This is a genomic window from Streptomyces sp. NPDC001568, assembly GCF_042893755.1.
In the GTDB taxonomy this organism is placed as follows: domain Bacteria; phylum Actinomycetota; class Actinomycetes; order Streptomycetales; family Streptomycetaceae; genus Streptomyces.
This window is the reverse complement of the sequence record NZ_JBIAVF010000008.1, coordinates 239,446-260,301: the sequence shown is the minus strand read 5'-3', so window position 1 is coordinate 260,301 and position 20,856 is coordinate 239,446. Positions and strand designations below refer to the sequence as shown.

General features: G+C 72.6%; 20 protein-coding genes and 1 riboswitch. Of the genes, 10 read left to right on the top strand and 10 right to left on the bottom strand.

Annotated elements, in window-relative coordinates:
• Together ACFY0I_RS17310 and ACFY0I_RS17305 are read right to left on the bottom strand one after the other, a co-directional pair.
• Positions 1-624, bottom strand: a complete 624-nt coding sequence (locus ACFY0I_RS17310; protein WP_281203616.1) for a response regulator — start codon at positions 622-624, stop codon at positions 1-3.
• A complete protein-coding gene (locus ACFY0I_RS17305) occupies positions 621-1,928 on the bottom strand; it encodes a sensor histidine kinase (RefSeq protein WP_388895995.1) in 1,308 nt (435 codons plus the stop codon). Before ACFY0I_RS17305 ends, ACFY0I_RS17310 begins: the two co-directional genes overlap by 4 nt.
• Before the next feature lie 432 nt (positions 1,929-2,360).
• Between ACFY0I_RS17305 and ACFY0I_RS17300 the strand changes: the two genes are divergently transcribed.
• Entirely contained in the window at positions 2,361-2,921 is a 561-nt protein-coding gene (locus ACFY0I_RS17300) for a heme-binding protein (protein WP_388895991.1), read from the top strand.
• Between the two features lie 68 nt (positions 2,922-2,989).
• A complete protein-coding gene (locus ACFY0I_RS17295) occupies positions 2,990-4,432 on the top strand; it encodes a M1 family metallopeptidase (protein ID WP_388895988.1) in 1,443 nt (480 codons plus the stop codon).
• A gap of 61 nt (positions 4,433-4,493) precedes the next feature.
• Here ACFY0I_RS17295 and ACFY0I_RS17290 read toward each other — a convergent pair whose 3' ends face one another.
• Together ACFY0I_RS17290 and ACFY0I_RS17285 are read right to left on the bottom strand one after the other, a co-directional pair.
• Positions 4,494-5,027: a GNAT family N-acetyltransferase gene (locus ACFY0I_RS17290; RefSeq protein WP_388895985.1), complete on the bottom strand. Its 534-nt coding sequence runs from the start codon at positions 5,025-5,027 to the stop codon at positions 4,494-4,496.
• Positions 5,028-5,153: 126 nt separating this feature from the next.
• Positions 5,154-5,729 carry a TerD family protein gene (locus ACFY0I_RS17285; protein WP_281203612.1) on the bottom strand — a complete coding sequence of 192 codons (576 nt, stop codon included), beginning with the start codon at positions 5,727-5,729 and terminating at the stop codon, positions 5,154-5,156.
• Positions 5,730-5,881: 152 nt separating this feature from the next.
• Between ACFY0I_RS17285 and arfB the strand changes: the two genes are divergently transcribed.
• A complete protein-coding gene (gene arfB / locus ACFY0I_RS17280) occupies positions 5,882-6,307 on the top strand; it encodes an alternative ribosome rescue aminoacyl-tRNA hydrolase ArfB (RefSeq protein WP_362876682.1) in 426 nt (141 codons plus the stop codon).
• Between the two features lie 50 nt (positions 6,308-6,357).
• Here the strand turns inward: arfB and ACFY0I_RS17275 are convergent, their stop codons facing one another.
• Positions 6,358-6,975, bottom strand: a complete 618-nt coding sequence (locus ACFY0I_RS17275) for a flavin reductase family protein (RefSeq protein WP_388895981.1) — start codon at positions 6,973-6,975, stop codon at positions 6,358-6,360.
• Positions 6,976-7,241: 266 nt separating this feature from the next.
• On the opposite strand from ACFY0I_RS17275, the gene cdgB reads away from it, so the two are divergent.
• The gene (gene cdgB / locus ACFY0I_RS17270) at positions 7,242-8,954 is read left to right on the top strand and encodes a diguanylate cyclase CdgB (RefSeq protein WP_388895978.1); all 1,713 of its coding nucleotides are present in this window, start codon (positions 7,242-7,244) and stop codon (positions 8,952-8,954) included.
• A gap of 68 nt (positions 8,955-9,022) precedes the next feature.
• Positions 9,023-10,045 carry a CBM35 domain-containing protein gene (locus tag ACFY0I_RS17265; RefSeq protein ID WP_388895975.1) on the top strand — a complete coding sequence of 341 codons (1,023 nt, stop codon included), beginning with the start codon at positions 9,023-9,025 and terminating at the stop codon, positions 10,043-10,045.
• Between the two features lie 19 nt (positions 10,046-10,064).
• Here ACFY0I_RS17265 and ACFY0I_RS17260 read toward each other — a convergent pair whose 3' ends face one another.
• The 3 genes from ACFY0I_RS17260 to ACFY0I_RS17250 all read right to left on the bottom strand — a co-directional run bounded on the left by ACFY0I_RS17260 (position 10,065) and on the right by ACFY0I_RS17250 (position 13,197).
• Entirely contained in the window at positions 10,065-10,982 is a 918-nt protein-coding gene (locus tag ACFY0I_RS17260) for a 1-phosphofructokinase family hexose kinase (RefSeq protein WP_388895972.1), read from the bottom strand.
• Positions 10,983-11,113: 131 nt separating this feature from the next.
• The gene (gene nagA, locus ACFY0I_RS17255) at positions 11,114-12,265 is read right to left on the bottom strand and encodes an N-acetylglucosamine-6-phosphate deacetylase (RefSeq protein ID WP_388895969.1); all 1,152 of its coding nucleotides are present in this window, start codon (positions 12,263-12,265) and stop codon (positions 11,114-11,116) included.
• Positions 12,265-13,197 (bottom strand): ROK family protein, encoded by a 933-nt coding sequence (locus tag ACFY0I_RS17250; protein ID WP_388896240.1) that lies wholly within the window; start codon positions 13,195-13,197, stop codon positions 12,265-12,267. Before ACFY0I_RS17250 ends, nagA begins: the two co-directional genes overlap by 1 nt.
• A gap of 212 nt (positions 13,198-13,409) precedes the next feature.
• Between ACFY0I_RS17250 and ACFY0I_RS17245 the strand changes: the two genes are divergently transcribed.
• The 3 genes from ACFY0I_RS17245 to otsB all read left to right on the top strand — a co-directional run bounded on the left by ACFY0I_RS17245 (position 13,410) and on the right by otsB (position 15,987).
• The gene (locus ACFY0I_RS17245; RefSeq protein WP_388895966.1) at positions 13,410-14,714 is read left to right on the top strand and encodes an extracellular solute-binding protein; all 1,305 of its coding nucleotides are present in this window, start codon (positions 13,410-13,412) and stop codon (positions 14,712-14,714) included.
• A 79-nt stretch (positions 14,715-14,793) separates the two neighbouring features.
• Positions 14,794-15,054, top strand: a complete 261-nt coding sequence (locus ACFY0I_RS17240) for a DUF3263 domain-containing protein (RefSeq protein ID WP_388895963.1) — start codon at positions 14,794-14,796, stop codon at positions 15,052-15,054.
• A gap of 78 nt (positions 15,055-15,132) precedes the next feature.
• The gene (gene otsB, locus ACFY0I_RS17235) at positions 15,133-15,987 is read left to right on the top strand and encodes a trehalose-phosphatase (protein ID WP_388895960.1); all 855 of its coding nucleotides are present in this window, start codon (positions 15,133-15,135) and stop codon (positions 15,985-15,987) included.
• Positions 15,988-16,038: 51 nt separating this feature from the next.
• Here otsB and ACFY0I_RS17230 read toward each other — a convergent pair whose 3' ends face one another.
• Both ACFY0I_RS17230 and ACFY0I_RS17225 read right to left on the bottom strand, forming a co-directional pair.
• Positions 16,039-17,502 carry a trehalose-6-phosphate synthase gene (locus tag ACFY0I_RS17230; protein ID WP_388895958.1) on the bottom strand — a complete coding sequence of 488 codons (1,464 nt, stop codon included), beginning with the start codon at positions 17,500-17,502 and terminating at the stop codon, positions 16,039-16,041.
• 62 nt (positions 17,503-17,564) lie between these two features.
• A complete protein-coding gene (locus ACFY0I_RS17225) occupies positions 17,565-18,515 on the bottom strand; it encodes a glucosyl-3-phosphoglycerate synthase (RefSeq protein ID WP_388895955.1) in 951 nt (316 codons plus the stop codon).
• 185 nt (positions 18,516-18,700) lie between these two features.
• A riboswitch (SAM riboswitch) is annotated at positions 18,701-18,858 on the top strand.
• A gap of 17 nt (positions 18,859-18,875) precedes the next feature.
• On the opposite strand from ACFY0I_RS17225, the gene thrC reads away from it, so the two are divergent.
• Complete coding sequence (gene thrC, locus ACFY0I_RS17220; RefSeq protein ID WP_362876692.1) at positions 18,876-20,165, top strand: threonine synthase; 1,290 nt, start codon at positions 18,876-18,878, stop codon at positions 20,163-20,165.
• A 34-nt stretch (positions 20,166-20,199) separates the two neighbouring features.
• Positions 20,200-20,475 carry a ubiquitin-like small modifier protein 1 gene (locus ACFY0I_RS17215; RefSeq protein ID WP_388895952.1) on the top strand — a complete coding sequence of 92 codons (276 nt, stop codon included), beginning with the start codon at positions 20,200-20,202 and terminating at the stop codon, positions 20,473-20,475.
• Positions 20,476-20,856 lie beyond the last annotated feature (381 nt).

Below are 20,856 nucleotides of genomic sequence, written 5' to 3'. Positions count from 1 at the left end.
TCACGACGGCAGCAGGCGCTGTTCCTTCGCGACCGCCACGGCGCCCGCGCGGGTGTCGACGCCGAGTTTGTCGTAGATGCGGCCCAGGTGGGTCTTGACGGTGGCCTCGCTGATGAACAGGGCGCGGGCGATGTCGCGGTTGCCGAGGCCCCGCGCCAGTTGGCCCAGGATGTCCAGTTCCCGGTCCGTGAGGGTGGGGCGGGAGCCGCGCATGTGGGCCATGACCCGGCTCGCCACCGGGGCGGAGAGCGTCGTACGGCCCGCCGCCGCCGAGTGGATGGCGGCGAAGAGTTCCTCTGGCCGTTCCGCCTTCAGGAGGTAGCCGGTGGCGCCGGCGCCGATGGCGCGGGTGATGTCGGCGTCCGTGTCGTAGGTGGTGAGGACCAGGACGTACGGGGGGTCGGGCAGGGCCGTGATGCGGCGCGTGGCTTCGACGCCGTCGATGCCCTCGCCCAGCTGGAGGTCCATCAGGACGACGTCCGGGCGGAGTTTCGCGGCCAGCGCCACCGCTTCCTCGCCGCTGCCGGCTTCGCCGAGCACTTCGATGTCCGGCTCGCTGCCCAGGAGGGCGAGGAGGCCGGCGCGGACCACGACGTGGTCGTCGCAGAGGAGGATCGTCGTCATCCTGTGGGCTCCAGGGGGATCGAGGCCGAGAGTACGGTGCCCTCGCCCGGGGTCGATTCGATGGTGAGGGTCCCGCCGAGCTGGCGCACCCGGGCGCGGATCGCCGGGAGGCCGTGGCCGCGGTCGGGGCCGGCGCTGCGGGGTTCCGTGAAGCCGTCGCCGTCGTCGGCGATGTCCAGGACGACCTGGTCGCCGAGGAAGCTCAGGGTGAGGGCGGCCGTCCGCGCACCCGAGTGTTCGCGGATGTTGGACAGGGCGCCCTGCGCGATGCGCAGCAGCGCCGACTCGGCGCGGTCCGGGAGCTGGGCCGCGGTGCCCTCCAGGTGGAAGCGGACGGCGATGTCCGGGCCGGCGTCCAGGGCCCGCAGGGCGTCGGCGAGGCCGGCGCCGTTCGCCAGCTCGGGCGGAGCCAGGTCGTGCACGAGGCGCCGCGCCTCGGCCAGGCCGCGCGCGGCGATGCCGGTGGCGGTACGGACGTGCGCGCGGGCGGTGCCCGGGTCGCTCTCCCAGGTGCGGTCGGCGGCCTGGAGCAGCATCCGCTGGCTGGACAGGTGCTGCGCCAGGGTGTCGTGGATCTCCATGGACAGCCGCTGCCGCTCGGCGAGGGTGCCCTCGCGGCGTTCGGTGGCGGCGAGCTCCCGGCGGGTCCGGATCAGGTCGTCGATGAGCGCGCGCTGGGCCTGCGTCTGACGTTCCATGTGGACGAAGACGGCCGTGGCGAGGGCGGCGACGGCGGGCGGAGCGAGGAACAGGTTCGGGTCGAAGGCGGTGGACAGCCGCACCTGGGCGGCGACGACGAACACCGTGAGCAGGGCGACCAGGACGATCGCGGCGCGCGGGGGGAGGGTGCGCAGGGCGGTGAAGAAGAGCGGTACGGCGCACCAGGCGAAGCTCGGCGCGAGGAGGACCAGCACCACCCAGGTGGCGACCACCAGCCCGAGCCACAGCCGCCGACGCAGGGTCGGGCCGGTGGCGTGCCGGCCCCGACCGGGCGGGCGGGTGCCGGTCCCGGTCCCGGTGGTACCGCGGTCGACGGGGGCGGGCGTACGGCCGGCCCCGACGACGGGGCCGAGGACGTACAGCAGGGCCAGCGCGATGCTGAGGGCGAGGACCCAGGGGGTGCGGGGCTCGCCGGGGTGACGCAGGAGGAAACGGGCCACCGACGCGCCGAGGAGCAGGAAGAACGCCGCGTGCATGACGGTCGCCAGGGTGCGGGTGTCGGGATCGGCACCGGCACCGGCGGCGGGGTGCGGCCGCGGGATGTGGCTCACGGCGGGGCTCCTGGGGCTGGGGGTGGTATCCATCTTGCCCCTGCCCTGGCCGGGCGGGGGACGGGGTGGGCCTCGCCCCGGCGGGGCGGCGGCCCGCACGCGACCCGGACCCCGGACCCCGGCGACCGGTCCCGCCCGGATCGGGCAGGCGGCGTGTCGCTCAGGCGGTCGAGCCCGGGCGGTGGTGTTCGGGCGGTGGCGTTCGGGCGGTCGAGCCCGGGCGGTGGCGTTCGGGCGGTCGAGCCCGGGCGGTGGCGTTCGGGCGGTGCCGATCGAGCGGTACCGACCAGGAGAACCGGGCCGAGGGGGGTGGCGCATCGGCCGATCGGTTGACCCCCGGGTCAGCCGGTGCGGTGGCCGTTGGGAGCCGGTACGGCGACGGGGTCGGGGCGGTCGCGGGCCGAGTCTTGGAACAGCGGCGAACGAGCCAGCCGGCGACCGCCCCTCCCACCACCAGGAGCAGACATGAACACCCGCACCCGCGTCCTCACCGGTACCGCCCTCGCCCTCGCCCTCGGCGCCGGGACGTTCGGTGCCGTCAGCGCGAGCGCCACCCCCGCGTCCGCCCCCGCCGCCGCCGAGGCCGTCGCGCCGGCCGCGAAGAAGGACGACGACAAGAACTTCACCACCTCGACGCACCTCACCGTCGACGCCGCGTCCCGCGCCGCCCAGGCCGCGCTCCAGGCCGCCGCGAAGGAGAACCAGAAGGTGACGGTCGCCGTGGTCGACCGCAACGGCAACACCATCGTCACCCTGCGCGGCGACGGCGCCGGCCCGCAGTCCTACGAGTCGGCGCAGCGCAAGGCCTACACCGCCGTGTCCTGGAACGCCCCGACCTCCGTCCTCGCGGGCCGCCTCGCGCAGACCCCGAACCTGAAGGACATCCCGGGCACCCTGTTCCTCGGCGGCGGCACCCCGGTCCAGTTCAAGGGCGCCCCCGTCGCCGGCATCGGTGTGGCCGGCGCCCCGAGCGGCGACCTGGACGAGAAGTTCGCCAAGGCGGGTGTCGACGCCCTCGGCAAGTAGTCGACGCCCTCGGCAAGTGGTCCACGGCTCCGGGCCGGGCCCCCGGGCCCGCGCTTAGGATCGAGTCCGTGGAACATCCCCGGATCGTCCGGCGCGCCCGGCTCACCCGCCTCGCCGCCCCCACCGTCGCAGCCGTCCTCTCCGTCGCCGCCCTGGCCACGGGATGTACGGGCTCCACGGTGCAGGGGCGGCCCGGTGCGTCCGGGGTCCGCGATCCGTACTTCCCGCGCGCCGGCAACGGCGGATACCAGGTCGAGCACTACGACCTGGACCTCGCCTACGACCCCGCCGACGGGCGACTGCACGGCACGGCCGTCATCACCGCCCGCGCCGAGCAGGGGCTCAGCTCCTTCAACCTCGACTTCAGCGGCCTCAAGGTCGAGGGCGTGGACGTGCAGGGCGCCGGGGCCCGCTACAACCGGAGCGGCACCGAGCTGACGGTGCGGCCCGCGAAGGACCTGAAGAAGGGCGAGGTCTTCCGCACGGAGATCGACTACTCCGGCCGGCCGAAGCCCGTGGTCGATCCCGACGGCTCCGAGGAGGGCTGGATCGCGACGGCCGACGGGGCGGTCGGCGTCGGGGAGCCGGTCGGGTCGATGGGCTGGTTCCCGGGGAACCACCACCCCGGCGACAAGGCCACGTACGACATCACGCTGACCGTTCCCAAGGGGTACGAGGCGGTGTCCAACGGGGCGTTGCGTTCGCGTACGGACGTCGCGGACGGGCGGACGGAGTTCGTCTGGCACAGCGCCGAGCCGATGGCGAGCTACCTGGCCACCGCCGCCATCGGGAAGTTCGACGTGACGACCGGCCGGACCGCCTCCGGCATCCCCGTGTACAACGCGGTGACGCCCGCCGAGGCGGCGAAGAGCGCGCCCGCGCTGGAGCGGCTGCCGGAGATCGTGGAGTGGGGCAGCGCCAAGTTCGGCCCCTACCCCTTCGACACCGTCGGCACGATCGTGCTGCCGGGCGGGACCCTCGGGTACGCCCTGGAGACGCAGACCAAGCCCGTCTATCCCGGCGCCCCCGACGAGAACCTCATCCTCCACGAGCTGGCCCACCAGTGGTTCGGCAACTCGGTCTCGCCGAAGTCCTGGAAGGACATGTGGCTGAACGAGGGCTTCGCCACGTACGCCGAGTGGCTGTGGGCCGAGGAGCACGGCGGCCCGACGGCGCAGCGCCGCTTCGAGGCCATCGTCGACGGTGACACGACCGTCGACCAGGCCGCCGATTCGGAGTGGGACGCCTTCCCGCCGGCGGCCCCGCCCGGACCGGAGCACATCTCGGGCGATCCGGTGTACGTGCGGGGCGCGATGGTGCTGCACCGGATCCGGCAGGAGGTCGGCGACGAGAAGTTCTTCGCCCTGCTGCGCGGTTGGGCCGGCGACCACCGGCACGGGAACGCGAGCACCGCGGACTTCACGGCGTACGCGCAGCGGCACACGGGCCACGACCTGAAGAAGGTCTGGGACGTGTGGCTGTACGGCGAGGACCGCCCGAAGGCGCCGTGACGCACCGGCCGCCGGCGGCTCCCCCGCGCACGGCGGCCCCCGCGTCCCCCTCAGCCCCCGCTCACGCCGCCGCGTCCGGAGTCAGGGCCTTGCGCATCACCGTGCAGGGGCGGCCCAGTTCGCGGTCCTTGGCCTGGCGCAGGGCCGTGTAGCCCTGGGCCTGCCAGAAGGCGAGGGCCTTGGCGTTGGCTTCGAGTACGGCCAGCCGTACGCCGGTCCGTCCCGCGGCGCGGAAGCGGTCCTCGACGGCGCCGGCGACCGAGCGGCCGTAGCCCTCGCGGTGCGCGGTGGAGTCGATGAGCAGCAGGCCGATCCACGGGTCCGGGTCCTCGGACGCCGGATCGGGGTGTCGGTCGAGGGTCACCGCCAGGCCGACGAGGCGGCCGGCGGAGCGGGCCAGCAGCACTTCGGCGCCGTCGTGGGCGAGTTCGTCGGCGAGGGAGGCCGCGACCTGTTCGACGGTGATGCGGGTGGGGTCGGGGAAGTCGCCGCTGATTTCGAAGAACGCGTGGTTCGTCGCGTAGAGCGTGGCGATTTCGGTGAGGACCGGCCCGGGCAGGGCGCCGTCCACGGGGACGAGCGGTTGGAGGATCACCTGTGGAACGGTAGCGAAGCCCCCGCCCCGCCGTACGGCGGGGCGGGGGCTTCACCAGCGGCTATGCCGTGGACCGGAGTCGGATCACGCCGTTCGAACGGACTCCGGATCGGCGGACGCCGAACCTCAGACGTTGACGCCGAAGTCCTGGGCGATGCCGGTGAGGCCCGAGGCGTAGCCCTGGCCCACCGCGCGGAACTTCCACTCGGCGCCGCTGCGGTAGAGCTCGCCGAAGACCATGGCCGTCTCGGTGGCCGCGTCCTCGGAGAGGTCGTAGCGCGCGATCTCGGTGCCGCCGGCCTGGTTCACGACGCGGATGTACGCGTTGCGGACCTGGCCGAAGTTCTGGCTGCGGGACTCGGCGTCGTAGATGGACACCGGGAAGACGATCTTGTCGACGTCGGCGGGGAGGCCCGCGAGGTTGACGTTGATCGCCTCGTCGTCGCCCGCGCCCTCGCCGGTGCGGTTGTCACCGGTGTGGACGATGGTCTGGTCCGGGGTGGACTTGTTGTTGAAGAAGACGAAGTGACCGTCGGAGACGACCTTGCCCGTCGCGTTCACCGCGATGGCCGAGGCGTCGAGGTCGAAGTCCACACCGGTGGTGGTGCGGGTGTCCCAGCCGAGGCCGACCGTGACGGCAGCGAGGCCGGGGGCCTCCTTCGAGAGCGAGACGTTGCCGCCCTTGGACAGGCTGACAGCCATGGGATTGTCCCTTTCCTCATCCAGCACACACGTACAGGCGGTCAAAGTACCGCTGACTTCTCTAACGCGCCCGGGTACCCGCGGGGTTCCCGCGCGCGTCCCTCCGTGAAATATGAGTGACGGACCGGCCGCGGGCACGGATCATAGGGGGCATGCCTGGTCCCTATGTCATCCGCGGTTCTGTCGTGCTCCCCGAGTCGGAGCTCGCCTGGCGGTTCTCGCGTTCCTCCGGGCCGGGCGGGCAGCACGTGAACACCTCGGACTCCCGGGTGGAGCTGTTGTTCGACGTGGCCGCCACCAAGGCCCTGCCGGACGTGTGGAAGGAGCGGGCGCTGGAGCGGCTCGCGTCCCGCCTCGTCGACGGCGTGGTGACCGTACGGGCCTCCGAGCACCGCTCGCAGCTGCGCAACCGGGAGATGGCGCTGGTCCGGCTGGCCGCGCTGCTGGCGGAGGCCACGGCCCCGCCGCCGAAGGCCCGCCGGGCGACGAGGATCCCGCGCGGCATCAACGAGCGGCGCCTGCGGGAGAAGAAGGCCCGCGGCGAGACGAAGCGCGGCCGCACCGGCCGCGACTGGTAGGGGCGCAACGCCCCCGCGGACCGGCCCCGCGGACCGGGGGCCGTCGCCCGCTACGGCGCGAGGTGCCGGTAGCGGCCCCGGAAGTACGTCAGGGGCGGCGCGTCCGGCGCCGGTAGGTCGGCGGTCAGGACGCGGCCGATGACCAGGGTGTGGTCGCCCGCCTCGACCCGGGACTCGGTGCGGCACTCCAGCGTGGCGAGCGCGCCCGTCAGCAGTGGGGAGCCGGAGACCGCGCCCCGCACCCAGGGCACTCCCTCGAACAGCAGCCGGTCGCTGATCCGCCCCTTCATCGCGAACCGGCCCGCGACCTGGAGCTGGGAGTCCGCGAGGACGGACACCGCCCACAGCGGTTGCTCCGCCAGCAGGTCGTCCATCCGGGAGCCCTCGCGCAGGCTCACCAGGACCAGCGGCGGATCCAGGGACACGGACAGGAAGGCCGTCGCGGTCATGCCGACGTCCTCCCCGCGCGGTCCGTCCGCGGTCAGGGCCGGTTCGTGCGCGGTGATCAGGCACACGCCCGCCGCCAGCCGGGACATGGCCGCCCGGAACTCGTCGTTGCTCACCCCCTCAGGATGGGGGGTGCCGCCTTCCGGCGCGGTCAGGGGTACGGGGCTCGCGATCGTTTTCGGCACGTGGGGAACGCTAGTCCGGCGGCCGCGGACGCACATCGGGCGCTGGTCCGAGCCGCGTCCCCGCCCCTCGGCCTAGGCCCCGACGTATCGTTTGCTCCGGGGAAGGACGGGGAGCGCTCCCACTCAACAAGGCCCCCGATCCTGTCTGTTGTTCATCTCATGTGACTTGAGTCACAGAGAGCAAGATTTGTTGACCCTGTGTACCTGCCGCACAGCTCACTGTGATTCAGTGGATGGGACACCGCAACGAAACGCCGATGACAAACCTGGAGTTGCTGTCGAGGTCTCGGGGAGAGCGAGCAATGGAGACCGAGTCGGAGCCGTACGTCCGTCTTGCGACCCTGCGGCAGCTGCACCAGGTGGTGGCCGAGCTCAATACGGCCCGGAGCCTGGCGGACACCCTGCAGACCGTCGTGGACGGCATCGTCGTGGGCCTCGGCTACGAGCTCGCCTGTGTCAACCTCGTTCGACCTGACGGAGACCTGGTCGTCGCCGCCTTCGCCGGGGACCCCGCCGCGGAAGCCCTGATCACCGGTCGCGTCGGCTCCCGCCCCTCCTGGGACCGTCGGCTGACCATGGGCGAGGACTGGGACGGCCTGCGCTTCATCCCGCACACCGAGGGCTGGGTCCTGCTGGAGGACGACGTCCCGCAGTGGCACACCGACGGCCCCGACCCGCGGTTCGAGGACGAATGGCACCCCGAGGACCGGCTCTACGCCCCCATGTACGCGACCGGCGGGGAACTGCTCGGCGTCATCTCGGTGGACAGACCCCGCAACGGGCGCCGACCCGGCGCGTGGGGCCGCGAAGCGCTCCAGATGTACGCCTTCCAAGCGGCCATCGCGATCAGCAACGCGAGGCTGCGCGCGAACATGCAGCGGGCCCTCGTCCGGCTGGAACGGGAGCAGCAGGCCCTGCGCGCCAGTGAGGAATCCTTCCGCCAGGCCTTCGAGTACGCGCCCAGCGGCATGGCCATCGCCGAAATGGGCGGGGACCAGCACGGCCGACTGCTCCGCACCAACGACGCGCTCTGTCGCCTGCTCGGCCGGCCCGCCTCCGTCCTGCGCCGTTACTCCTTCTCCGACCTCGTCCACCCCGAGGACATCGGGACCCTGCTGCGCACCTCGGCCGAGGGCGGCCGCGCCGAGCTGCGCCTCGGGCGGCGCGACGGCACGTACGTATGGGTCTCGCTGCGCAACTCCGTCGTCGCGGACGCCGCCGACGGGCCCCGGTTCCTCCTCACGCACGTCGAGGACATCGAGGAGCGCAAGCGGCACGAGCTCCAGCTCGCGCACCGGGCCAGCCATGACTCCCTGACCGGCCTGCCCAACAGCGCCGAGCTGCGCTCGCGGCTCGGCGCCCGGCTGTGCCGGCGGCCCCAGTCGGTGCTGGCCACGGCCGTCGAGGCGCTCGACGCGGCCTTCGAGTCGCGGCCCGAGGCGGGTGGTGCCGTCGAGCACGGCTTTCAGCCGGACGCGCCCCACGGGTACCCCGGGGCGGCCCCCGTCGACTACCCCGACTTCCCGGACTTCCCCGGCGCGACCGGTGGGCGCCCGGAGGGGCCGTACGACCACCACGTGCACACCGTCGCCCCCGCCACGGACGTCGACGACGGGACGAAGGGGCTCGCGGTGCTCTTCTGCGACCTCGACGGCTTCAAATCGATCAACGACCGGTTCGGGCACCACACCGGGGACGCCGTCCTGATCGAGGTGGCCCGGAGGCTGACGACCGGGGTCAGGGACGGGGACACCGTGGCCCGCCTCGGTGGTGACGAATTCGTCGTCCTCGCCGACGGGCTGGGCGCCGCAGACGCCGCCGACCTCGCCGTTCGGCTGCGCAACGCGATCATCCCGCCGATCCGGGTGGACGGGCGGGCGGTGCGCGTGGGGGCGAGTTTCGGGATCGGCTGGGCCAGCTGCGGGATGTCCGCGGACGAGGTGTTGCGCTCCGCCGACCAGCGGATGTACATCGAGAAGCGATCCCGTTCCAAGGCGCACCGCAGGGCCGGCTGAGTGGATCGACCGCCCGTGGGCGCACGTGTTCGGGGTAGGCTCCCGTGGGTCGAAAGGAGTGACCTGCGATGACGACGCCCGCGAACAACGGCCCGCACGGTGGGGCGAACCAGCCCGAGGACGACGATCCGTTCGGCTACCTCTACGCGGACGGCCAGGCCGCCGGAGCCACCCCGCCCGGTTCGGGCGGTGGGTACGGCTACCCCGGTCCCGCGGGCGGCGGTCAGCCCGGCGTGCAGCCCGGCGTCCCCCGTACCTCGTACAACCAGGTGCGCACGGTCGGTGAGCGGACGTACGGCGGCCAGCGCGGCCCCGTCCCCGCCCAGCAGCAGCCCTATCAGGCCCAGTACCAGGCGCCGGAAGCTTTGCAGGCCGGCGGCTACGGCGTTCCGCAGCAGCCGTCGCCGCAGGACCGGACCCAGACGATCCAGCCCCCGGGCGGCGGCGCCGGCCGCGGCAACGGCGGCGGCTCCAGCCGCAAGGGCCTGCTCATCGCGGCGGTCGCGGTCGTCGCGGCGGTGGCGATCGGCATCGGCGCGGCGCTGGCCTTCGGCAAGGACGACGACAAGAAGGACCAGGCGAACCCGGATCCGGCCCAGTCGGCGGCTCCGCAGCCACAGGTGTCCAACTCGCCCAAGGCGAGCGCGTCGTCCCAGCCGCCGGCGGCCCCGCTGCCGAAGGGCGAGGCGGCCGGAGCCGGCATGGCGCTCACCGGTGGCGCGGTCCTCCAGACCACGATTCCCGGTTCCAAGAGCAGCGGCGGTCAGTACGTCGGCAATTTCAACCAGCCCGGCGCCGCCCTGACCTGGACCCTGGAGCTGCCCAAGGGCGGCGTCTACCGCTACTACGTGCGCTTCGGCATCCCGGGCGAGGACGCCAACGCCACCCTGACCGTGAACGGCAAGGCCAACACCACGCCGCTGAACATGCGGAACTTCGCCAACTCGCCCAAGGGCGACTGGGAGAAGGGCTGGCAGACCACGTGGGGTCAGGTCAACCTGAACAAGGGCACGAACACGATCAAGCTGTCGTGCGAGTCCGGCAACAAGTGCAACGTCAACATCGACCAGCTCTGGCTCGAACAGGGCTGACGCACCGGCCCGCCGGCCGTCAGGCGGCCGTGACCCGCACCGACCCCCGTACCTCCTCGTAGGTGCGGGGGTCGAATGCGCCCGCGGTCGGGGCGTGGACCGTGGCTGCCGAGAGGGCCACCGCGCGGGTGAGGCGGGCCGGCCAGTCGAGGCCCTCGGTGAGGGCGGACAGCAGGCCGGCCACCGCGGAGTCGCCCGCGCCGGTCGGGTTGCCGGCCAGGGGGCGGGGCGGGGCGGCCCGCCAGGTGCCGTGCGGGGTGGCCGCGAGGAGGCCCGCCGGGCCGAGCGAGGTGATCACCGCGCGGGCGCCCCGGCGGCGGGCGTCGCGGGTGGCGGGGAGCGGGTCGCGGGAGCCCGTCAGCTCGGCGAGCTCGGCGGCGTTCGGCTTGATCATCTCCGGCCGGGCGGCGACCCCCCGGCGCAGGGCCTCGCCACTGGTGTCCAGGAGCACGGGGACCCCGGCCGCGCGGGCCGCCCGTACGAGGGTCGCGTACGCGCCCACCGGCACACCCGGCGGCAGGCTGCCGCACAGGGCCACCGCCCGCGCCCCGGCGACGAGTTCGGCGTAGTGCGCGAGGAACGCCGCCCACTCGACGGCGGTGATCTGCGGTCCGGGTTCGTTGAACTGCGTGGTGTCGCCGGTGGCTTCGTCGACGACGGCCAGGGTGCGGCGGGTGGTGCCCGCGCAGGGCAGCAGGGCGTCGACCACCCCGGGCGAGGCGGCCAGCAGCGCGCGGACGACCGCGCCGGTCGGGCCGCCCGCGAAGCCCGTCGCCGTGACCTCGTGGCCGAGGGCGGCGAGCACCCGGGCCACGTTCAGGCCCTTGCCGCCGGGGCGTTCGGCGACTGCGGTGACCCGGTGGGTGGTGTGCGGACGCAGGCTCGGCACCCGGTGGGTGATGTCGAGCGCGGTGTTGAGCGTCACGGTGAGGATCATGACCAGTCCCGGTTTCGGTGTGTGCCGGGATCATGCCAAACGCAGGCCGGTCGGCCCAGTCCCACGGGCCTCGGGGTCCGCGTCCCCGCGGAACGGGACGTCGCAGCGCCCGCGCGCCGCGACGCCCCCGCTCAGCCGAGCGGGTTGACGATCCATTCGCCGCGCCGCATGACGCCCTTGACGTCGAACTCGGCGTCCAGGACGACGAGGTCGGCGTACTTGCCCGGGTCCAGCGAGCCGACCTGGTCGTACAGGCCGAGCAGCTTGGCCGGGTTGGCGGAGATCGCCTGGACGACGGATTCGACGGGGAGCCGGTCCAACGTCACCGACCGCTTGAACGCGGTGTCCAGGGTGAGGGTGGAGCCGGCGATGGAGCCGCCCTCCACGAGCCGGGCGACACCGTCCTTCACCTCGACCTCCAGCGGGCCGAGGTGGTAGGTGCCGTCGCCGAAGCCGGCCGCGTCCATGGCGTCGGTGATCAGCGCGACGCGGTGGGCGCCCGCGTGGTGGAAGGCCAGCTCCAGCATCGCCGGGTGCAGGTGGGTGCCGTCGTTGATCAGCTCGACGGTGACCCGCTCGTCCTCCAGCAGCGCCGCGATGGGGCCCGGGGCGCGGTGCTCCAGGCCCGGCATCGCGTTGTACAGGTGGGTGGCGACGGTGGCGCCGGCGTCGATGGCCTGCCGGGTCTGGTCGTACGTGGAGTCCGTGTGGCCGATCGCGGCGATGACCCCGTGCTCGGCCAACAGCCGTACGGAGTCCAGCCCGCCGGGCAGCTCGGTCGCCAGGGTGAACATGCGGGCGGCGCCGTGCGCTGCGTCGATCAGCTTGCGGACCTCGGCCGGGTCGGGGTCGCGCAGGAGTTCCTCCTTGTGCGCGCCCTTGCGGCAGGGGTTGATGAACGGCCCCTCGAAGTGGATGCCCGCGATCTCGCCCTGCTGGGTGAGCTCGGCCAGCAGTCCGGCGCGCCGGGCCAGTTCGGCGAGGTCGCCGGTGACCGTGGACGCGACGAGGGTCGTCGTGCCGTGCTCGCGGTGGGTGCGGACGCCCTTGAGGACGTCCTCGGCGGTCCCGGAGGTGAAGGAGGCCCCGCCGCCGCCGTGGTTGTGCATGTCCACGAAGCCGGGGACGAGCCAGTGCCCGGACAGGTCGACGTGCCGCGCGCCCTCGTCGGCGCTGCCCGCGATGCGGTCGCCGGCGACGATGACCCGGCCGCCCGCCACGGTGCCGGTCGGCAGCACCACCCTGGCGCCGGAGAGAACGGTGCTGTGTGCGCTTCCGGACATCAGGCAGGTACCTCCGTGGCGAGTAGGTCCCAGGCGAGCAGCCCTGCGCCCAGGCATCCGGCGGTGTCCCCGAGGGCCGCCGGAACGATCTCGGGCAGCCGCTGGAACGTCACGCGTTCCTCCACGGCCGTCCGAAGCGGTGTGAACAAGGTTTCCCCCGCCTCCGCCAGCCCGCCACCGATGATCAGCGTGCGCGGGTCCAGCAGGGTGATCGCGGTGACGAGCCCGTCGGCGAGGGCGCCGATCGCGGACAGCCAGACCTCGCGGGCCCGCGCGTCACCGGACTCGACGGCCTTCGCGCAGTCCGCGGCGTCCGCCTCGGGGTCGCCGGACGCGGCTGCCCAGGCGCGGCTGACGGCGGAGGCGGAGGCCAGGGTCTCCAGGCAGCCGTGCTGGCCGCAGCCGCAGGCGGGTCCGCCGGGCCGCACCACGATGTGACCGATCTCGCCCGCGTAGCCGTGCGCGCCGGCCTCGATGGCTCCGGCGATGCCGATGGCCCCGGCGATGCCGGTGCCGAGGGGGACGAACAGGAAGCGGTCGGCGCCGTGGCCCGCGCCGATGCGGCCCTCCGCGAGGCCGCCCGTGCGCACGTCGTGGCCCAGGGCCACCGGGATGCCGCCGAGGCGTCTGCCGAGGAGCTCGCGCATCGGTACGTCGCGCCAGCCCAGGTTCGCCGCGTACACGGCGATCCCCCGGTCGGCGTCGACGATGCCGGGGACGGCGACGCCGGCGGCCGAGGCGGACGCCCCGAACCGCTCCCGGCCCAGGACCAGCAGCTCGGACGCGAAGTCCAGGATCGTCTCGACGACGGCCTCGGGGCCCCGCTCGCGGCCTGTGGCGCGGCGCGCCTCGTGCAGCAGGGTGCCGTCCTCGGCGATGAGGGCGGCCTTCATCCCGGTGCCGCCCACATCGAGGGCGATGACGTGTTTCACGGGTTTCACAGGTGACAGTCTCGCGTGCTCGGCGGGCAAAGGTCTAGTCCATTGGGAGGGATTGTTGAGTGGCCATACAAATTCGGGACCTTGGTCCGGCTACGGTCCGGACACAGTCCGGGCAAGGCGTGCGCGGCAGGTGTGAGCGAGCCGTCAAAGTGGTGTAGACCTTACGTCGAATCGTACGTACGACAAGGGGTGGATCGAGAACCGTGAAGGGCCGTTACCTGAGCCTGGCCGCGTCCGGCGCCGTGCTGTGCCTGACCGCCGTGACGCTGACCGGCTGCGGCAGCCTGGAAAGCCTCACCGGTGACAACGAGGTGACCCTGCGGGTCGTGGCGGCCGACTACGGCGACAATCCGCAGAACTCCTCGACGGGCTACTGGAAGGACCTCGCCGCGGCCTTCGAGAAGGACAACCCCAACGTCCACGTCGAGGTCAGCGTCTACTCCTGGTCGGAGGTCGACGCGAAGGTCGCCGAGATGGTCAAGGCGGGCAAGGCGCCCGACATCGCGCAGATCGGCGCCTACGCCGACTACGCGGAGGCGGACAAGCTCTACACCGTCGACGAACTGCTCTCCGTCAACACCGAGGCCGACTTCCTTGCCCCCCTCGCCGACGCGGGCAAGGTCAAGCGCGTCCAGTACGGCATGCCGTTCGTGGCCAGCACCCGACTGCTCTTCTACAACACCAAGCTCCTCGGCGACGCCGGCGTCATACCCAAGGACGGCGCGACCCCCTGGCAGCCCAAGAGCTGGGCCGACCTGGAGGCCGCGGCCAAGAAGCTCAAGGCCGCGAACGTCCCCACCCCGTTCGCCGTGCCGCTCGGCCGCGAGGAGGCCCAGGCCGAGTCGATGATGTGGATGCTCTCCGGCGGCGGTGGCTACACCGACAACGAGGAGAGCTACCAGATCGACTCCCCGGAGAACGTCAAGGCCTTCGAGTTCCTCCGTGACCGGATGGTCGGCCAGGGCCTGACCGGCTCCGTCGAACCGGGCAAGCTCGACCGCCAGGCCGCCTTCGACGCCTTCACCCGGGGCGAGGTCGGCATGCTCAACGGCCACCCCACCCTGCTCAAGCAGGCCGGGGGCAAGGGCGTGAAGTTCGGCATGGTGCAGATGCCGACCGTCGACGGCACCGACCACTCCACGATGGGCGTCGCCGACTGGGTCATGGCCTTCAAGAACGGCCACAAGAAGGAGTCCGGGAAGTTCCTGGACCACCTGTACTCGGCGAAGAACGTGACGACCTTCACCAACAAGTACGACCTGCTGCCCGTCACCACCAGCGGCTACCGGGCCATGGAGGCGAGCACCGGCGGCTCCGCCGCCCAGCTGCGGACCTTCCTGACGGCCCTGCCCAACTCCAAGCTGTACCCCGTCGGCAAGAAGTCCTGGGCCGGGGTCAGCGAGGACGTGAAGGAGAACATCGGCAAGGTCGTGCAGCCCGGCGGACAGCCCGCGAAGGTCCTGGAGGACATCGCGACGTCCGCCCGCAAGGCCGACGGCGACCGCTGACCCGCCGCCCGCACGCCCGACGGCGGCCACCGACACCCGCCGCGCGGCAGGTGTCGGTGGCCGCCGTTAATCTGGCCGTATGACGGACGACGGACAGGTGGAACGGCGGCCGGCGGCCCGGCTGACCCCCACCGAGGCCGCCGTACTCGCCTACGAGGGGCGCAGCTGGCCGGGGCCGGGCGCCAAGGAGCGGGCGATACGCGAGGCCCTCGGACTGACCCCCGTGCGCTACTACCAGCTGCTCAACGCCCTCATGGACGACCCGCGCGCCCTGGAGCACGCCCCGGGCACCGTCAACCGGCTCCGCCGCGTCCGCGAGGCCCAGCGCGCCCGACGGTGATCCGCCGGCGGTTCGCGGGCGGTCCGGGTCGGGAGGCGGTCTGGGCGGCGGGCGGATTACGCCGGTAGGGTCATCGGTATGGGGAGCCGCCCGCACGACCTGCCGATGCCCGAGCCCGTCACCGCCGCCGGACGGGAGGGCCTCGAAGCCCTCCTGCGCACACCCCGCAGGGCCGTCGTCGCCCTCGACTTCGACGGCACCCTCGCCGACATCGTTCCCGACCCCGACCAGGCCCGCGCCCACCCCGACGCCGTCCCGGCGCTCGCCGCGCTCGCGCCCGAGGTCGCCGCCGTCGCCGTCGTCACCGGCCGCCCCGCCGGCGTCGCCGTACGGTACGGCGGGTTCGCCGGGGTCCCGGGACTGGAACACATGGTGGTCCTCGGCCACTACGGCGCCGAGCGCTGGGACGCCGTCACCGGCATCGTCCACGCCCCCGCCGAGCACCCGGGCGTCGCGGCCGTACGGGCCGAGCTGCCCGGCTTCCTCGACTCCATCGGCGCCTGGCGCGGCACCTGGATCGAGGAGAAGGGCCGGGCGCTGGCCGTCCACACCCGCCGCGCCGCCGACCCCGAGCAGGCCTTCGCCGCCCTGCGGGAGCCGCTCGCCGAGCTGGCCGCGCGGCACGGGCTGATGGTCGAGCCCGGCCGGGCCGTCCTGGAACTGCGTCCGCCCGGCATGGACAAGGGCGTCGCCCTGACGGAGTTCCTCGCCGAACGGGACGCCGAGGCGGTCCTGTACGCGGGCGACGACCTGGGCGACCTCGCCGCGTTCTCGGCCGTCGAGAAGCGGCGCGCCGACGGACTGCCCGGACTGCTGGTGTGCAGCGGCTCGGCCGAGGTGCCCGAGCTGGCCGCCCGCGCCGACCTGGTCCTGCCGGGACCGGCCGCCGTCACCGCCTTCCTGGCCGCGCTCGCCCGGACCCTGCGCGCCTGACCGACGTGCCCGCGCCGTACCGGGGTCCGCCCCGGTACGGCGCGCCGCGCGTCAGGCCTCGGGCGCCAGGCGGTCCAGCTGGGCCGTGAACCAGGCCGCCGGGGGCAGCGCCGTGGCCGCCGCCGCCAGGCGCTTCGTACGCTCCGCCCGCTCCTCGGCCGGCATGGACAGCGCCGCGTGCAGGGCCTCGGCCGTCTGCGTGACGTCGTACGGGTTCACCACGATCGCGTCGTCCCGCAGCTCCCCGTACGCCCCGGCACCCGTGGACAGGACCAGCGCGACACCGGCCTCCGACACCACCGGGATCTCCTTCGCCACCAGGTTCATGCCGTCGCGCACCGGGTTCACCAGCGCCACGTCCGCCAGGCGGTAGGCGGCCAGCGAGCGCGCGAAGTCGTCCTCGACGGACACCAGTACCGGCTGCCAGTCCTGCGTACCGAACTCCGCGTTGATCTCCGCGGCCAGGTCCCGGACCGCCTGCGTGTACGAGCGGTAGGCCTCCAGGTCCTGCCGGGACGGGTACGCGGACGCCAGGTGCACCACCTCGCCCCGCCACTCGGGGTGCGTGGTGAGCAGCTCCCGGTAGGCGAGGAGCCCGCGCAGGATGTTCTTCGACAGCTCGGTGCGGTCGACCCGGACGATCGCCTTGCGGCCCGCGACCTCGCTCCGCAGCCCCGCCAGCTTGTCGTCGACCTCCGGCCGGTGGGCCAGGGCCCGCAGGTCGTCCCCGTCCACGCCCAGCGCGAACACCGCCACGTCCGTACGCCGGTGGCGCACCGGGCCCAGCGGGCTCTTGCGCACCCAGCGCGACCGCGACGGCTCGACGCCCGCCGGGGACATCGGTTCGGCGATGCCCCGCTCGTCGTCCAGCCGGGCGCCGCCCATGAAGCTCTGGGCCCACGCCCAGGTGTGGAAGCCGACCACGTCCGCGCCGAGCATCCCCCACATCAGCTCCGAACGGATGTCGTCCGGGAGCATGCCCAGGTACTCGGACGACGCCCACGGCGTGTGCGTGAAGTGCCCGATCCGCAGGTCCGGCCGCAGCTCGCGCAGCTGACCCGGCACCAGCGCCAGGTGGTAGTCCTGCACCAGCACGCGGGCGCCCTGCGCGGCCTCCTGCGCCAGCGCCTCGGCGAACGCCCGGTTGTAGGCGGTGTACGAGGCCCACTGCCGCCGGAACCTCGCGTCGAAGACCGGCTCGCGGGGGACGTCGTACAGGTGGTGGTGGGTGAACCAGAGCACCGAGTTGGCGATGCCGTTGTACGCGTCGTCGTACACCGCGGGGTCGATGTCCAGCATGCGCACGCCCGGCTCTCGGACGCCCCGGCGCACCGCCTCCCGGTCGGCGTCGGACAGGGCCGCGCAGATCCACAGGGCCTCCGGCTGCTGCGCGAGGGCCGCGGAGAGACCGGAGACGAGACCGCCCCCACCGCGCCGGGCACTGAGGGTGCCGTCCTGGTCGAGGGCGTACGAGAGCGGGCCGCGGTTCGCGGCGACGAGTACCTGAGAAGCCATGCGGCCAACCTAGCCAGGCCCACCCCCGGTCAAACGCCCGTACGCCGAGGGCCCGCGGAGGATTACGCCACGCGACGGCCCGCGTACTCCTCGATCCCCGCCATCGGCGGTCGCTCCTCGGTGTCCACCGGGTGGGTGCGCGGCACGAAACCGTCCGGCCCCCGCTCGAACTGCGTCAGCTCCGGCCGTACGAGGTGCCCGCGCGAGAGCCGCAGCTGCGCCGTGCGGTAGATCGCCGCGGCCATCCGACCGAGTGCCTGCCCGTCCTGGTGGCGGTGCACCCGGACGCCCACGTCGACCTGGGCCAGCGCGTCCAGCCCGACCGTGTGCAGCGCGTCCACGAGCAGACCCAGCTCGACCCCGTACCCGACGGGGAACGGAAGCCGTTCCAGCAGCGACCGGCGTACGGCGTACTCACCGCCCAGCGGCTGCACGAAGCCGGCCAGCTGCGGCCAGTGCAGGTTCAGCAGCGGACGGGCGACCAGCTCGGTGACCCGGCCGCCCTGACCGGGGGCGTCCCCCAGCGGGCGGTCGTACATCGCCTTGACGAACTGCACCTGCGGATCGGTCAGCAGCGGACCCACGATCCCGGACACGAAGGCGGAGTCGAAGTCCCGCAGGTCGGCGTCCACGAAACAGACGACCTCGCCGGTCGTCGCCAGCAGCGAGCGCCACAGCACCTCGCCCTTGCCGGGCAGCGCCGGAATGCGGGGGAGGACCTCGTCACGGTGCACGACCCGGGCGCCGGCGGCTGCCGCGACCTTCGCCGTACCGTCCGAGGAACCCGAGTCGATCACCACCAGCTCGTCGACGAGGGGGATCGCCGGGCCGTCGATCAGATCGCGCCGGATCACCTCGACGATCCGCCCGACCGTGGCCTCCTCGTCGAGGGCGGGCAGCACCACGCTGACCGTCGTGCCCGTCGCCCGTTTCCGGTCGAGGAGCTGGTCGAGCGGTCGGTCTGCTGCGGACCAGGAGCGGGCGGCCAGCCAGCGCTCCACCTCTTCCAGCACTCTCGGGACTCCCTGCTTCATCGGTGGTTTGGACCGAAAAGTGATCCATCTCGCGGTTCGGACGGCTGTCTCAACCACCCGGACCTTCGGTTACAGTCTTGAACAACGCGATGGACCACCGCATGCCGGGGGTCCCGCGCACAAACGCCCGGACACGCAATGGAGCGCGCCGTCCGGTGCCATACCGCTCATCCAGAGGGGCAGAGGGATACGGCCCGTTGAAGCCCCGGCAACCCTCCAGTCGGTTCTCGCGATGCGTCTGAGACGCACTCCCGCGAGGTCCCCGACTAGGGAAGGTGCCAATTCCGTCTCATGGCGAAGTGCGCCATGGGGAAGATGAGGAGAAAGGGCCTCGCCATCATGGCTGCACAGACCGTCGCCACCTCTGCCGAGCAGGCGTCCGTGGATCTCGGACCCGCCACCGGCCTTTCCTGCCGCGAGTGCGGAACCCGCTTCGAGCTCGGTCCCATTTTCGCCTGCGTCGAGTGTTTCGGACCGCTGGAAGTCTCCTACGACCTGCCCCTCGGCGACCCCGAGGCCCTGCGCGCGGCCATCGAGGCCGGCCCCGACAACATCTGGCGCTACGCCCCGCTGCTGCCCGTCCCGGCGAACGTGGCCTCCAAGCCGAACCTGAACCCCGGCTTCACCAAGCTCGTCGACGCCGCCAACCTGGCCAAGGAGCTGGGCGTCACCGGCAAGCTGTACGTCAAGGACGACTCCGGCAACCCGACGCACTCCTTCAAGGACCGTGTCGTGGCCATCGCCGTCGAGGCCGCCCGCGCCTTCGGCTTCACCACCCTCTCCTGCTCCTCCACCGGCAACCTGGCCGGCGCCGTCGGCGCCGCGGCCGCCCGCGCCGGCTTCCGTTCCTGCGTGTTCATCCCGCACGACCTGGAGCAGGGCAAGGTCGTCATGGCCGGTGTCTACGGTGGCGACCTCGTCGGCATCGAGGGCAACTACGACGACGTCAACCGCTTCTGCTCCGAGCTCATCGGCGACCCGCTGGGCGAGGGCTGGGGCTTCGTCAACGTCAACCTGCGTCCGTACTACGGCGAGGGCTCCAAGACCCTGGCGTACGAGATCTGCGAGCAGCTCGGCTGGCGGCTGCCCGACCAGATCGTCATCCCGATCGCGTCCGGCTCCCAGCTGACGAAGATCGACAAGGGTCTGCAGGAGCTGATCAAGCTCGGCCTCGTCGAGGACAAGCCGTACAAGATCTTCGGCGCCCAGGCCGAGGGCTGCTCCCCGGTGTCGACCGCCTTCAAGGCCGGTCACGACGTGGTCCGCCCGCAGAAGCCGAACACCATCGCCAAGTCCCTCGCGATCGGCAACCCGGCCGACGGCCCGTACGTCCTGGACATCGCGCGGCGCACCGGTGGATACGTCGAGGACGTCAACGACACCCAGGTCGTCGAGGCCATCAAGATCCTCGCGCAGACCGAGGGCATCTTCGCCGAGACCGCGGGCGGCGTCACCGTCGGCGTGACGAAGAAGCTCATCGAGAACGGGCAGCTCGACCCGACGCTGACCACCGTGATCCTGAACACCGGCGACGGCCTCAAGACCCTGGAGGCGGTGGCCGCCGACAGCGGCCAGACCGCCACCATCCGCCCGAGCCTGGAAGCCTTCCGCGCCGCCGGCCTGGCCTGATCCTCCCCACGACACCCGGAAAGGCGGTAGCGCCATGAGCGTCAACGTCCGCATCCCCACCATCCTGCGCACCTACACCGGCGGCGTCGCCGAGGTCTCGGCCGAGGGCACGACCCTGGCCGAGGTCATCGACTCCCTGGAGAAGAACCACCCGGGCATCGCCGCGCGCGTCCTGGACGACCAGGGCAAGCTGCGCCGCTTCGTGAACGTCTACGTCAACGACGACGACGTGCGCTTCGAGGGCGGGCTGCAGACGAAGACGCCCGACGGCGCCGGCGTCTCGATCATTCCGGCCGTCGCCGGCGGCTGATCGTCCCGGTCGATCGCCCTCCCCGGGGGGCCGTGGCCGCCCGTCGATTTCCGAATTGCCCTCTCCGCCAATAAGCGGAGGGGGCAATTCTGCTTGATTGATAGCGGTAGAGTTGGGGAAGTCCCCTCCGCTGTTCTTGCCCGCCGCATATGAGCGGGGCCGGGGAGGGTTGACATTGAGTCAACATGAGTGCGCGCTATGGGGCTTTGGCGTGGATTGTCAGGCCCGAGTTGCCCAGGAATATGCCAAATTTTCACTCTATTTCAATGTTTTCGCGTGTCCGGAATTCTCGTCGGATTGACCTGTTGCAGACAGCAGCGGTGCGGATACATTCAGCCCCGGTCGAGGCGTTCCGGCGCAAGTTCTGACCCGGGTTCGCGA